The organism is Mesorhizobium sp. CNPSo 4688 (assembly GCF_057784295.1).
The window spans coordinates 190,956-204,032 of record NZ_JBWLUY010000010.1; the positions used below are offsets into that span (position 1 = coordinate 190,956).

A 13,077-nucleotide genomic window follows, 5' to 3' on the forward strand; every position below is an offset into this window, starting at 1 on the left:
GCAAATGCCAGAGACGTGTTCGCTCTTGTGGCTGAGCGGCTCCGATCCACCTGCCGGGTCCCCGCTGCTACGCAGCGTCCCGGCGTTCGCCGGCCTTTCATCGTGCCACCGGCACGATGAATTCGCTTCGCGAACCGGCTGCTCACCCTATTGCTTCAGCACATCGGCCCATTCCGGGTGGCGGCGGAACTGGGCATTGGCGAAGGGGCAGAGCGGGATGATCTTCTTGCCCGCTGCGCGCGCATCCTCGACGGCGCGGGTGACGAGCCGAAGCCCGGCACCCTGGCCGCGAAACACGTCCGGCACTTCGGTGTGGTCGATGATGATCTGGTGCTCGCCGATCTTGGTGAAGGTCATCTCCGCCTCGGCGCCGCCCGATCCGCGCAGAACATAGCGGCCCTTCGAGCCGCGGTCCTCCAGTTCGATTTCAGGCAATTGGTCAGGCATTGCTTGCTCCTTCAACCGGCGCGGCAGCAAAAAGCCGCCTTGCCGCTTCGATCTCGTTTGGCTGCACCTCGTGGCCGCCACCGTGCCATTCCACTGTGACATCGGCGCCATCGGCGCGCAAATAGGCTTCCAGCCGCGACGTCAGATCGGGCGGGCAGATCGGGTCGCGCTTGCCGGCGGTCACCAGAATACGACGGCCGGCAAGGCTGCCTTTCACCTCAGGTTCGAATGGGATCAACGGGTGCATCAGCACCGCCGCATCGAACAGATCAGGCGCAGCGAACATGACGGAAGCCAGGATGTTGGCGCCATTGGAATAGCCGAGACCGAGCACCGATGACGGCTTTGCCGCCGCGATCTGCGCCTTGATGAAGCCGGCCATCTTTGCGGTCGCCCGGCCAAGGTCGTCCATGTCGTAGACGCCCTCGCCGGTGCGGCGGAAGAAACGCGCCGCCCCATATTCAGAGACATCGCCGCGCGGCGACACGATGGTCGCCCGAGGCGCGAGGTCGCGCCCCAGCGATAGCAGCTGGCTTTCGTCCGCCCCGGTGCCGTGGAAGACGAAGAGCAGCGGGCCGCCGGGCGAACCCGGCAGCGCCTTATGGATGTAAGCGTCCTTGCTCATTGTCTCAGCCTTCCAGCTTCTGCAGATGTTCTTCGAGATAGGGCCTGAGATGCTGGTGCTGCGTCGGCAGCTTCAGCGCCTCGCCGAGATGGGCGGTGTCCTCGTCGCGGTCGAAGCCCGGCTCATTGGTGGCGACTTCGAACAGTACCCCGCCCGGCGTGCGGAAGTAGATCGCCCAGAAATAGTCGCGGTCGATCACCGGTGTCACGCCGTAGCCCGTATCGATGAGCGCCTTGCGCACTTCGAGCTGCTTGGCGCGGTTCTCCACCGCGAAGGCGACATGATGGACCGAGCCGGCGCCGAGATTGGCGAAGCCAGCCGTCGGCAGCGATTCGATGTCGACGACGTCGGCGCCGTTGCCGTTCTTAATGGCGAGACGGCTGACATTGCCGGATTTGTCGACCTCCTCGTAACCCATGAATTTCAACAGCTCCTCGGTGGCGCCGCCATCCTTGAGGCGCAGCGACACCGAATGAAAGCCGCGGATCGCTTCGTCGGCGGGAACACCGCCCTTCAACCACGGCGCGCGGCTGTCGGCCTTGTCTTCGACCAGCGCGAAGCCATCGCCATCGGGACCGGCGAAGGCCAGCCGCTTCTCGCCGAACGTCTCCTCGCGTGAGACACCCGTAACGCCTTCATCGGCAAAGCGCTTTTCCCAATAGCCGAGCGTGCCCGCCGGCACGGAATAGGCCGTGGTGCCGACCTCGCCGACGCCGTGGCGGCCCCTGGCAATGTCTGGAAACGGAAAATAGGTCATCACCGAGCCCGGCGTGCCGTGCTCGTCGCCATAGTAGAGGTGATAGACATCAGGCGCGTCAAAGTTGACGGTCTTCTTGACCCGGCGCAGACCGAGCTTGTGTGTAAAGAAATCATTGTTCTGGCGCGCATCGCCGGCCATCGAGGTTACGTGATGCAGGCCCTTGATCTGGTCGAGCATTGTCTTGCTCCTTCCCTGGTGTTTGTGCGGCCCTCGCCGCTGTCCACGCCTATATGAGGGGTCGCCCGGCAGTGGCAAAGGCGGCAAACTCAGAATGGACTGTATCCTAATCGTGAACAGCAGAAAATTTTCGTTCACCATTTCAATGGGACTGGCAGGCTTGCGCCACCACCAGAATCCGGTTCATTGAACGTCTTCCCGACGTGACAGGATACATCCATTGGCCGCGAAAAGCAGACGCCCGAATATCCTCCTGATCTCTTGCGACCAGTGGCGCGGCGACTGCCTGTCGGCTGCCGGCCATCCCACGGTGAAGACACCCAACGCCGACGCGCTGGCCGCCGAGGGCGTCCTTTTCAAGCGGCATTACGGCGGCGCGGCGCCCTGCTCTCCGGCGCGAGCCTGCCTCTACACCGGCCTCTACCAGATGAACAACCGCGTCTGCCGCAATGGCACGCCACTCGACACCCGTCACGGCAACATCGCGCTTTCGGCCCGCGCCCTCGGTTACGATCCGACGCTGTTTGGCTACACCGACGTCTCGTCCGATCCGCGCACGTTGGCGCCGGGCGATCCCCGGCAGAAAACCTATGAGGGCGTCCTGCCCGGCTTCAGCGTGCGCCAGTTCCTGCCCGAGCATCAGAAACCGTGGCTGTCATGGCTGAAGGCGCGCGGGCTCGACACCAGTGCCGGCTCTCCCGGCATTCACCGCCGCGTGGGCGAGGAGGCCGGCGACGCCGTGACCAATGCGCCGCCGGTCTATTCCAGGGACGAGACGCCGACGGCTTTCCTCGCCGGCGAATTCATCCGCTGGCTGGGCGAACAGGATGCGCCCTGGTTCGCGCATGTGTCCTTCATCAGCCCGCATCCGCCCTTCATCGTGCCGGCACCTTACAACACGCTGTATGATCCCACGGACGGCCCGGCCTTCCCTCGTGGCGAAAGCTGGCAGGCGGAGGCGCAAAGCCATCCCTATCTGGCCTACGATCTCGGCCGGCAAAAGCGTAAGAACTTCCGCCCCGGCACGGACGGCAAGGTGCGCGACTGGGGGGACGACAACATCCGCGCCATCCGCGCGATCTATTACGGCATGATCTCGGAGGTCGACGCGCAGCTTGGCCGCATCTGGCAGGCGATCAAGGCGGCGGGAGCCTGGGACGAGACGATCGTCATCCTGACATCGGACCACGCAGAGATGATGGGCGACCATTTCATGCTCGGCAAAGGCGGTTTCTTTGACGGCAGCTATCACATCCCGCTGATCGTCCGCGACCCGCGCCGCGGCAAGGCGGCGGGCTCGACCGTCGATCGCTTCACCGAGGCCGTCGACATCTTCCCGACCTTGCTCGATCTGCTGGATGCCGACGCCCAGCCGCCTCTCGACGGCCGCTCGCTGAAACCGTTCCTGGAATGTCAACCGCCCAAGGATTGGCGTGACGCGGCGCATTGGGAGTTCGATTTCCGCTCGATTGCCGAGGGTGAAGCCGAACGGCATTTCGGCATCGCCTCGCGCCAGTGCAACCTCGCCGTCATCCGCACGGAAGACTTCAAATATGTGCATTTCGGTGGTGGTTTGCCGCCCTTACTGTTCGATCTGAAAAAGGATCCGGGCGAGCTGGCCAATGTCGCCACCGACCCGACCTATCTCAGCGTGCGGCTTGAATTTGCCGAGCGTCTGCTTGCCTGGCGCGCCGAACATCTCGACCAGTCTCTCGCGCTGGCGGAGCTGACCGCGGATGGGGTGGCTGGATATGTGGGTAGGGCAGTAGGGCGGTAGGGCAGTAGGGCAGTAGGGCAGTAGGGCAGTAGGAAAATTATGGGATAGGCGGTGCTGTCGCGCTCCCTAATTTTTATCCCTATTGCCTTACTGCCCTACTCCTTTCCTTTACTGCATCATCATCCGCTGCTGATCGCGCTTCTCCGCATAGCTGCCCTTGTCGTAGGCAGCCTGCGCCTGCAGCTGCTCCTTGGTGAAGTTGGTGTAGAGATACTTCTTGCCGTCCTTGTCGGTCATGAATTTGAGCTTGTCCATGCCGACCGCAACCTCCTTGGCGCCGATGCCGAGGAAACCGCCGACATCGACAATCACCGCATCCGGCTTGCTGTCGGGTGCCAGCACGACGTCGCCGATCTCGCCGACCTTGGCGTCGTTGGCGCCATAGACGGTCGTGCCTTTCAGATCGTCGCCCCTGATTTCACCGACCGGCATTTCGGTCAGCGTCGATTTGTCGATCGCTGCCGTCTGCGTCGGGTCCGTGGCCTTCACATCAGGCGACTCGGCCGCCGGAGCCTCGGCCGTCTTGTCCATCGGCGCAGCCGTGTCAGCCGGAGCGGTGGCTGCAGGGGCAGCGGGCGTCCCGGCGTCGGACATCGTCGTCACCGGCACCGGATCATAGACCTTACGGTCGAAATCAGGCTGTGCCTGCAGTTCCTCCTTCGTGGTGTGCGCCACCAGCCAGCGATCGCCGTTCTTCTGCGCCCACTCGGCCTTGGCGAAATCATAGGTGACATTCTTTTCACCCAGGCCGAGGAAGCCACCGACGCCAATCACCAGTGATTGCGCCTTGCCCTCCTTGGTCAGTACGATGTCGTTGACGTCGCCGATATTCTGGGCATCGTCGGCGGTGCCGTTATAGACGCTCTCGCCGATGATGTTGGTGGCGAGATTGCCGTCGGCGCGTTTCACCACCGGCTCTGACGGCGCGGCGTTCAGATCGACAGGCTTCTGCGGATCATTCTGCGCGCTGTCCGTAGTGGCGGGCGCCGGCGCCGGATCATAAGGTTTGCGGTCGAAGTCCGGCAGCGCAGTGAGCGCTTCCTTGCTCGTCTCGGCAACCAGCCAGCGGTCGCCATTCTTTTCGACCCATTTGAGCTTGCCGTAGTCGAAAGCGACATTCTTGCTGCCTATGCCGAGAAAGCCGCCGACGCCGATGATGGCGGATTTCGCCTGGCCATTTTCATCGAAGACGACATCGCCGACGTCGCCTATTTTTTGCGCGTCATCGGCAGTGCCGTTGTAGACGGATTCGCCGATGATATTGGTCATCAGGGCGCCATCGGCCCGCTGCGCTGCCGGCGCGATGGTGGCAGGCGCTTCAGCCGGTGCCGGGGTTGTCGCCGGGGTTGTCGTTGACTGCGCAAATGCACCGGTGGCGATCAGCGTTGCAAGCGCGGTCGTCGCGAAAAGAGTGCGGATCATGATTAAGTCTCCTCTTGCGTGATCTCGTGCGCGCCGCACCGGCAAACCGTCGCCGGGAGGCCGAAAGCGGCGCCTCCAATGCGTTCACAACGTCGTGACAAGGCGCTTGTTCCGAAAAAACGGGGGCATCGGGATACCTCGGGCAAGTCCGTGGAATCGCCCGACATTTCCGGCGGCCGATGGAACCTTTGTAAGGCTTCGCCGTTTCAGCCTGCGGCTGGGCATTCCAGCCGCTAAAATGGATACGGAGCGGGCATGCGATTTGCGGCGGTGCTGAACCGGGACGGCGGCACCTTGCGGACGACCGATGTTTCCGCTTTTTCGGACCGGATGCGCCAGACGCTTGAGGCGGCTGGCCACACTGTCGATATCGACATCGTCGAAGGCAAGGACATTGTCGCGGCACTCGACAAGGTCGCCTCGCGGCGCGGCATCGATGTGGTTCTGGCCGGTGGCGGCGACGGCACCATTTCGGCCGCGGCGGCGCGGCTGATGAACACGAAGAAGACGCTGGCTGTCCTGCCAGCCGGGACCATGAACCTGTTCGCCCGCGGCCTCGGCATTCCGCAGACCCTCGACGGAGCCCTGACCTCCTTTGCCGATGGCGAGGTCATCGCGATCGACGTCGCCAGCGCCAATGGCCGACCTTTCGTGCATCAGTTCTCCATCGGCCTGCACGCCAGGATGGTGAGGCTGCGCGACTCCATGGAGTTCGCCTCGCGACTGGGAAAGATCCGTGCTTCGGCAAAGGCCGCCTGGACGACGATCAACAATCCGCCCGCCATGAAGGTGACGTTGACGGTCGGCGACGCCGAGATCGTGACCCGCATCAGCGGCATCGGCATCTCCAACAACCTGTTCGGCGAGGGTCACCTGCCCTATGCCGACAATCCTGCCGGCGGCGTGCTCGGCATCTATGTCACCGTGGCACGGCGGCGCGGCGAACTCGCCAGGGCCCTCTTCGACATGGCGCGCGGCAGGTGGCGCGACAGCGACCATGTCGAAATCCATCAGGCCGACAAGGCAGTCGTGAAAATCCACACCGGAAGCAAGAAGTTCGGCGCCGTCATCGACGGCGAACTGGTCAAGCTGGAGCGCGAAACGACATTCAAAATCCATCCCGGCGCTTTGAACGTGCTGGTGCCGGCGCGCGCTGCGCAGGCAAAGGCCGCCTGATGCGAGCGCCGAAGACGACGAGCGCTTTAGCCGCCGGCCGGCTGGCTCTGACTGGCGGGCGCGCTCTGGTTGGCGGGCGCGCTGTTGTCGATCTTTTCGCCATAGATTTCGGCGATGCCCCAGGCGATGAAGGCCAACAGCAGCGCTGCGATCAGGATGCGCAGCCCATGCCAACCCCAGCGCCCCTGGCGGGCCTTGTTCTCAGGGATGATCTTGGTCATTGGCGGCGTTCCTATCATGCGACTGCAGGCGTGGCGGACAAAGCCATGTCTGGCGAAACATGGTCGGGTAACGATTGCTTGCTACAAAAGTTCCGGGTCCCGACGGCAGCGCGCAACGCGCGGCACTGCGGATGGGACCTGCAAGCGAGGGGACTTGGTGGATAAGAAGGTGGAGAAGGGTCTGCCGGCCGACGTTCGACGCGCCGTGGCGGCGCCGGAGCGGCTTGCCATGCTGCACGGGCTCGACGCGATCGACACGGCCTCCGATCCCGACTTCGATCACATCACCGGTCTTGCCGCCGCCGTGATGCAGGCGCCAATCGCCTTGGTCACGTTGCTCGATACCGAACGACAATGGTTCAAGTCCTGTGTCGGTCTGGACGAGACCGAGACTGCCACCGACATCTCGTTTTGCGCGCACGCGATTGCCGCCGGCGACGAGCCTATGGTGGTGACCGATGCCAGCATCGATCCCCGCTTCGCCGCCAATCCGCTCGTGACCGGTAAGCATCATCTGCGGTTCTATGTCGGCGCGCCCATGGTGGTGGCCGGTGCGCGCATTGGCACCGTATGTGTACTCGACCGGGAACCGCATGACTTTCCGTCCCCTGCCGCACTCGATCAACTGAAGGCGTTGGCCAGTCTCGCCGCCAGCCTGTTTACGCTCAAAAACGCCACCCGCAGCGGCGCCATCGCCGCCGCAGCTTTGGCGCAGGAGGAAAAGCGCCGCGCCATCGCGCTCGATGCCGCCTCGCTTGCCAGCTGGGCCTGGGATATCCGCACCGACATGATCGAATGCGATGTGCGCCTGTCGGAACTGTTCAATCTGCCGCGCTCGAACCGGTTGCGGGCGCGCGACATATTGGGCGCCATCGACCCGCGCGACGTATACCAGACCGAGACGCGCTTTCGCGACGCCCTGACCGGCAGCGACGATTATTTCGGCGAATACCGGGTCAAGGGCTTCGATCCGCCGCGCTGGATAGCCACCCGCGGCCGCGTCATCGAGCGCGACGGCGAAGGCAAACCGACGCTGATCTTCGGCGTCAACTACGACATATCGGAACGCAAGCTCGGTGAGGAGCGGCAAAGGTTGTTGTTGCGCGAGCTCAACCACCGGGTCAAGAACACGTTGGCGACGGTGCAGGCACTGGCGACGCAGACCGTTCGCCATGCCCGCCGCCCAAGCGAATTCCTCGAAGCCTTCGGCGCCAGGCTGCAGGCGCTCGGTGCTGCCCATAACCTCTTGTCCGATCGCGAATGGCGCGGCATCGGCATTCGCGAACTGATGCAGATCGAGGTCAAACCGTTCGATTCAACCGAACAGCCGCGCATCGCGATTTCCGGCCCGGATCTGCTGCTTTCGCCCGACCAGGCGGTGGGGCTCGGCCTGATCATGCACGAACTGGCCAGCAACGCGCTGCAATACGGATCGCTGTCGGTGGGCTCGGGAAAGGTCGGTGTCGACTGGAAGGCGCTGGGCAAGAAGGGCGCACGCCGCCTGGTGCTGACCTGGCGCGAAAGCGGTGGGCCGCAGGTCCAGCCGCCGGAACGCCAGGGATTCGGCTCGATCCTGATCCGCCGCAGCCTCGCCAAGGTCTTGTCCAGCGAGGTTGTGCACGAGTTCCGTCGGGAAGGTGTGTTCGCGGAAATATCGATGCCGCTGGAAGATTTGCCGAGCTGAAGCGTCGGGGGAGTTCGGGCCTACTCGGCCTCGTCGTCCGGATCGCCCGGCCGCGGTTTGACGTTTTCCTTGTAGATGGCATAGGCCACCAGCGCGATGATCGGTCCAAGGACAAGTTCCTTGCCGCCTTTCCCCTTGAGCAGCGACGGCAATACGGCAAGGGCCGCCGCGATGCCGAGTGCCTTGAGGTCGGCATTGCGCCTTCGCGCGCGTCTACGGGCGCGCGCGCCGGCCGCCAGTTGATGGATGAGCAGGATGAGCCCGGCAAGCACCAGGAAGCCGGCCGCGAAGCCCAAGCAGGCCGCCATCGACCCATAGCTGTCGGCGGCCCAGATATAGGCCGCCCCCAGGAGAAATCCGAGCCCGCACAGAGCCGCAACCGCGGCGAGCCCATAGACGATTGCCGCCGTGCGCGCGCGGCGCATGGCGGCAATGGCCTCACCCGAGGCCAAGGCCGAGATCAGCGATGCCAGCGTCCCCATGTCTATGGAGAACTAGCGCCGGGCGAGAAGCGCGAACAGGAAGCCGACGCCGGCTGCGATGGCCAGCGACGTCACCGGCTTTTCGCGCACATTGGCGGTGATCTGGGCCTCGAGGTCCTTGGCGTTGCCGCGCAGGCTGTCAAAGGCGGCTTCGCCTTGGGCGCGCAGCTGCTCGACGCCTTCGGCGGCGGCGCGGCGGGCCGTCCCGTAGCCATGCTCGCCGGTCTTGGCCAATTGCTTGGTCAGCTTTTCGATATCGGCCTTCAACTGCCGGATATCGGCTTCGAGGTCGACGTTCGCCTGGGTTTCACCAGCGGTTTTTCCTGTGGCAGTTGCCATTCCCATAACTCCTTGCGTTTGCTTGGTTTCAAACGCCCCACACACTCCAAGGTTCCGAAATCGGAGACCATATCCATGAAAGGGTGTTTGCCTGTGCGAGTCCAGCCCGGAGGGACGCGTTTCCCTTTCAGATCAGCGGCCGGCGACCCTCGCTTAAGCCCTCCCAGCGTGCGAGGTCCTTCAGCGCCTCCCGGTCGACCACTTCGCAACCGCCGTCGCGCCAGACGATCAGCTTGCGGTCGATCAGCTTGCGGATCGTCTTGTTGGTGTGGACCAGAGACAGGCCGAGCGTATCGGCGACGTGTTGCTGCGTGATCGGGATTTGCACCGGCGCCTTGCCGTTGAGCCCGACTATCGCCGCGCGGCTGGCGATGAAAGCGATGAGATAGGCGGTGCGCTCGAGCGCCGTGCGCCTGCCGATGCTGAGCAAATTCTCGTCCAGCATGCGCTCCTCGCGCGATGCCAGCCAGGTGATGTCGTAGGCTAGGCCCGGATGGTTGCGGTAGAGCTCGTGAAGGTTTTCGCGCTCGAAGACGCACAACAGCATCGGCGACAGCGCCTCGATCGAGTGCTGCATTTCACCCATCACGCTGCCTTGCAGGCCGATGAGATCGCCGGGCATCGAATAGTTGAGAATCTGGCGCCTGCCGTCCGACAGCAATTTGTAGCGGAAGGCCCAGCCCGAAAGCACCGTATAGAGATGAGCGCTGTGGCTGCCTTCGACCAGCACCGTTGCGCCCTTGTCGACGGCCAGTTCGCCCTTCTTGAACTTGCTGACGAAGTCGAGCTCCTGCTTCTCGAAGTCCCGGAACACCTGCAATGGCCGCAGTGGGCACTTCTCGCACGGATATTGGCGGCTGGAAAAAGAACGACCATTCTGGCCAGACATTTCGACCCCTCTTCGAAAGCCTCATTGACAGAGACTGAGTGCAACGCCTTTGCTAGAGCCCGGTTCCGCCGCCGGCGAAGAGCATGTCTTTTTTAAATGACAGGATAGCAAATAGCGATCATGACTCGCTGCGCTCCAGTGAGGTGAAGTCGAAACCCGCCTGACGTTGGAGCAGATCCGGCGAGCGAATTCGGATAAAAGCTACCGACGGGCCTCCGGTCCGATGCGGATTTGATTTGGAGCCCTGAACCCTGATGCCGCAAGAATTAAGGAGACATTGCGAGGTGCCGCCATTGCTCGAGGGATTGCGAATTCTTGTCCTAGAGGATGAATTCCTGATCGCCATGGATGTCGAGCAGCTTTGCCGCGACCATGGCGCCGGCGACGTGGTGATTGCCCGCGACCTGGCAGAGATCGACGAGCAGACGGTCGCCGACAGGTTCGACGGCGTTATCGTCGACCTGATGCTGAGTGGGACGTCGACGCTCGACTTCGCCGCGCAACTGCGTCAGGCGGGCATGCCCTTCGTCTTTGCCTCCGGCTATTCGGACGCGGACGAGATCAGGGCGTCTTTCCCCGGCGTGCGACTGGTAACCAAGCCATATTCGGGAGACGATCTCGTCGAGGCGCTGGCGGTGGCCTGCGGCCGCGCGCCAGTCTGAAATGCCTTCGATCGGTACTTGAGAGCCCGAGCGCGCAAACGGCCTCCACTCTCAGGCGGCGTTTGAGCCCGTGACCTGGGACGAGATGGCGTCGGGCCCGTATTCGTCTTCGCCGGAGATTTTCAGAATCTCCTGCAACCGCGTGCGGGCCCGACTGACCCGGCTCTTGATGGTTCCGACCGCGCAGCCGCAAATCTCGGCGGCCTCCTCATAGGAAAAGCCGGAAGCGCCGATGAGGATGATGGCTTCGCGCTGGTCCTCGGGCAGTTGCTCGAGCGCGCCGCGGAAATCCTTGAGGTCGAGCTGGCCGTGCTGGGCCGGATGAACCGCGAGCCTGGCGGTCATGATGCCGTCGCTGTCCTGCACCTCGCGGCCGCGCTTGCGCATCTGCGAATAGAACTCGTTGCGCAGGATGGTGAACAGCCATGCCTTGAGATTGGTGCCCGGCTGGAAGCTCTCATGCTTGTCCCAGGCCTTGACCAGCGTCTCCTGCACCAGATCGTCGGCCTTGTCGGCATTCTGCGTCAGCGACACGGCAAAGGCCCGTAGGCTCGGGATCGAGCCGAGCAGATCGGTCTTGAACCCTTGTGAGACAGCTGCCATGCCTCAGTCCTTCTTCTGTGCGGGTTCGGCCTGTTCCAGTTGCCTGAGCAACTGGGCGAAGCGATCCGGCACATTGTCGGAGACCAGCTCGTCATAATATTGTTTGAGTTTGCGGCCGATTTCCGAATTCGCCCCGAGCGGGTCACCGGAATTGGCCCGGCGCCTGTCAGCGGCGCCAGCCAGTGTTTCTTTATTCATGTCCTCATTTCGCCCTTAATTCCAGCGCTCTAGCCGCCCTATCACACAACACAAAGCGGCCCCCTCGTCTGGTTGCCCATCGCACCACAAACGTCGTCCTTGGAGATTCGTTCCACAACCCTCGGAACTTTTTCATAAAACCCGCGTTGTTTGCCGGGGCTTGCAATCAGCTTGACCTGGAATCTATGCAATTACGTCATCTGAGGGAGACGTCTATCATGAGCCTTTCCGCAACCATTGCTCCGCACCTGCCGTTCCTGCGCCGCTTCTCGCGCGCCGTTTCGGGATCGCAGGAGAGTGGCGATGCGCTGGTCGCCGCGATGCTCGAAGCCATCATCGCCGACGTCGACATCTTCCCCGAAGCGTCGAACGACCGCATCGCGATCTACAAGGTTTTCGCAAAATTGTTCACCTCCATTGCCATCCGCGTTCCGCAGGAGCATGCGCAATCGGCATGGGAGCAGCGCGCCGCCGCCAATCTGAACGCCATTGCGCCACGGCCACGCCAGGCCTTCCTGCTGGTCGCCGTCGAAGGCTTTAGCGAGGACGAGGCAGCTGAAATTCTCGATGTCGACGACAGGGAATTCTCCGAACTGCTGGCCCAGGCGAGCAACGAGATCTCCCGCCAGGTGGCGACCGACGTGCTGATCATCGAGGACGAGCCGCTGATCGCCATGGACATCGAGGAAATGGTCGAGAGCCTCGGCCACCGTGTCGTCGGCACCGCCCGGACCCATGCCGAGGCGGTGGCGATGTTCGGCAAGACAAGGCCGAAGATGGTGCTGGCCGACATCCAGCTTGCCGACGGCAGCTCGGGCATCGATGCCGTCAACGAAATCCTGTCGTCGACCTCGGTGCCGGTGATCTTCATCACCGCCTTCCCTGAGCGTCTGCTGACCGGCGAGCGGCCCGAACCCGCTTTCCTCGTCACCAAGCCGTTCAACCCTGACATGGTCAAGGCGCTGATCAGCCAGGCGCTGTTCTTTGACCGGCAAGCCAAGGCCGCCGCTTAAAGCAATTCCAGGAAAAGTGTGAAGCGGTTTTCCGTCCGGAATTGCGAAAAACAGAGAGATAGAGCGGTCGCCGTTTCCGTGAAACGGTGAACGGCTCTGGCACAATCTCCAACGTTCGCCGCATCTCGCGGCGTTGATCGCCAGTTGTCGGTCGCTCCATGCCGCGCTTTCATGGTTGCGCTCGCGTGCCCGAATCAATTCGCGTCCGGGCCTCTTCCAAAGCCTGTCTTTTTCGGCAAATGGTGGAACAAACACCTACCACCCACGTTTTTATCTCAGCATCGGAAGGAGACAGATCATGCTCTACTGGGCGCTCGTATTTCTGGTCGTGGCGATCATCGCCGGCGCGCTTGGTTTCGGCGGTATCGCCGGCACCTCGGCCGGCATTGCGCAAATCCTGTTCTTCATCTTTCTCGCCTTCCTGGTCATCTCGCTTCTGGCCGGCCTGTTCAGGCGGGCGTCGTAAGACCCGGTAGCGAGCCAACACTGGAAGCCGCACCCCTCAAACGGTTTCCAGCCACCGCCGGGCGGTGTCCTTCAAGGGACATCGTCCGGCGGACCTGTTTTGGGGGCTTATTTCAGGAACTGATTTCAGCGTGAAT

16 protein-coding genes are annotated in these 13,077 nt (G+C 62.9%); 6 read left to right on the forward strand and 10 right to left on the reverse strand.

Annotation, left to right across the window (positions count from 1 at the left end):
- Positions 1-147: 147 nt before the first annotated feature.
- The 3 genes from AC04SH_RS20660 to AC04SH_RS20670 are packed head-to-tail and all read right to left on the reverse strand — an operon-like array spanning position 148 to position 2,009.
- The gene (locus AC04SH_RS20660) at positions 148-447 is read right to left on the reverse strand and encodes a GNAT family N-acetyltransferase (protein WP_488576434.1); all 300 of its coding nucleotides are present in this window, start codon (positions 445-447) and stop codon (positions 148-150) included.
- Entirely contained in the window at positions 440-1,072 is a 633-nt protein-coding gene (locus AC04SH_RS20665; RefSeq protein ID WP_488576435.1) for an alpha/beta hydrolase, read from the reverse strand. Before AC04SH_RS20665 ends, AC04SH_RS20660 begins: the two co-directional genes overlap by 8 nt.
- 4 nt (positions 1,073-1,076) lie before the next feature.
- Positions 1,077-2,009: a VOC family protein gene (locus tag AC04SH_RS20670; RefSeq protein WP_488576436.1), complete on the reverse strand. Its 933-nt coding sequence runs from the start codon at positions 2,007-2,009 to the stop codon at positions 1,077-1,079.
- Between the two features lie 220 nt (positions 2,010-2,229).
- Between AC04SH_RS20670 and AC04SH_RS20675 the strand changes: the two genes are divergently transcribed.
- Entirely contained in the window at positions 2,230-3,786 is a 1,557-nt protein-coding gene (locus tag AC04SH_RS20675) for an alkaline phosphatase family protein (RefSeq protein WP_488576437.1), read from the forward strand.
- 108 nt (positions 3,787-3,894) lie between these two features.
- Here the strand turns inward: AC04SH_RS20675 and AC04SH_RS20680 are convergent, their stop codons facing one another.
- Positions 3,895-5,208, reverse strand: a complete 1,314-nt coding sequence (locus AC04SH_RS20680; RefSeq protein WP_488576438.1) for a PRC-barrel domain-containing protein — start codon at positions 5,206-5,208, stop codon at positions 3,895-3,897.
- Positions 5,209-5,463: 255 nt separating this feature from the next.
- Between AC04SH_RS20680 and AC04SH_RS20685 the strand changes: the two genes are divergently transcribed.
- Positions 5,464-6,384 carry a diacylglycerol/lipid kinase family protein gene (locus AC04SH_RS20685; protein ID WP_488576439.1) on the forward strand — a complete coding sequence of 307 codons (921 nt, stop codon included), beginning with the start codon at positions 5,464-5,466 and terminating at the stop codon, positions 6,382-6,384.
- A 26-nt stretch (positions 6,385-6,410) separates the two neighbouring features.
- On the opposite strand, the gene AC04SH_RS20690 is transcribed toward AC04SH_RS20685, so the two are convergent.
- A complete protein-coding gene (locus AC04SH_RS20690; protein WP_192259361.1) occupies positions 6,411-6,605 on the reverse strand; it encodes a hypothetical protein in 195 nt (64 codons plus the stop codon).
- Between the two features lie 157 nt (positions 6,606-6,762).
- Here AC04SH_RS20690 and AC04SH_RS20695 point away from each other — a divergent pair, with 157 nt between their 5' ends.
- Complete coding sequence (locus AC04SH_RS20695) at positions 6,763-8,289, forward strand: sensor histidine kinase (protein ID WP_488576440.1); 1,527 nt, start codon at positions 6,763-6,765, stop codon at positions 8,287-8,289.
- A gap of 20 nt (positions 8,290-8,309) precedes the next feature.
- On the opposite strand, the gene AC04SH_RS20700 is transcribed toward AC04SH_RS20695, so the two are convergent.
- From AC04SH_RS20700 to AC04SH_RS20710, 3 genes are all read right to left on the reverse strand, one after another.
- Positions 8,310-8,771, reverse strand: a complete 462-nt coding sequence (locus tag AC04SH_RS20700) for a hypothetical protein (RefSeq protein WP_488576441.1) — start codon at positions 8,769-8,771, stop codon at positions 8,310-8,312.
- A gap of 12 nt (positions 8,772-8,783) precedes the next feature.
- Positions 8,784-9,110, reverse strand: a complete 327-nt coding sequence (locus tag AC04SH_RS20705; RefSeq protein WP_488576442.1) for an ElaB/YgaM/YqjD family protein — start codon at positions 9,108-9,110, stop codon at positions 8,784-8,786.
- Positions 9,111-9,237: 127 nt separating this feature from the next.
- Positions 9,238-9,999 (reverse strand): Crp/Fnr family transcriptional regulator, encoded by a 762-nt coding sequence (locus AC04SH_RS20710; RefSeq protein WP_488576443.1) that lies wholly within the window; start codon positions 9,997-9,999, stop codon positions 9,238-9,240.
- A 284-nt stretch (positions 10,000-10,283) separates the two neighbouring features.
- On the opposite strand from AC04SH_RS20710, the gene AC04SH_RS20715 reads away from it, so the two are divergent.
- The gene (locus tag AC04SH_RS20715) at positions 10,284-10,661 is read left to right on the forward strand and encodes a response regulator (protein ID WP_488576444.1); all 378 of its coding nucleotides are present in this window, start codon (positions 10,284-10,286) and stop codon (positions 10,659-10,661) included.
- A gap of 51 nt (positions 10,662-10,712) precedes the next feature.
- Here the strand turns inward: AC04SH_RS20715 and AC04SH_RS20720 are convergent, their stop codons facing one another.
- On the reverse strand, positions 10,713-11,264 hold the full coding sequence (locus AC04SH_RS20720) for a sigma-70 family RNA polymerase sigma factor (protein ID WP_023670095.1): 552 nt from the start codon (positions 11,262-11,264) through the stop codon (positions 10,713-10,715).
- A gap of 3 nt (positions 11,265-11,267) precedes the next feature.
- The gene (locus AC04SH_RS20725) at positions 11,268-11,462 is read right to left on the reverse strand and encodes a NepR family anti-sigma factor (protein WP_142866552.1); all 195 of its coding nucleotides are present in this window, start codon (positions 11,460-11,462) and stop codon (positions 11,268-11,270) included.
- 218 nt (positions 11,463-11,680) lie between these two features.
- Here AC04SH_RS20725 and AC04SH_RS20730 point away from each other — a divergent pair, with 218 nt between their 5' ends.
- The gene (locus AC04SH_RS20730; RefSeq protein ID WP_488576445.1) at positions 11,681-12,475 is read left to right on the forward strand and encodes a response regulator; all 795 of its coding nucleotides are present in this window, start codon (positions 11,681-11,683) and stop codon (positions 12,473-12,475) included.
- A 298-nt stretch (positions 12,476-12,773) separates the two neighbouring features.
- Complete coding sequence (locus AC04SH_RS20735) at positions 12,774-12,941, forward strand: DUF1328 domain-containing protein (RefSeq protein ID WP_023670098.1); 168 nt, start codon at positions 12,774-12,776, stop codon at positions 12,939-12,941.
- The last annotated feature ends 136 nt before the right edge of the window (positions 12,942-13,077 follow it).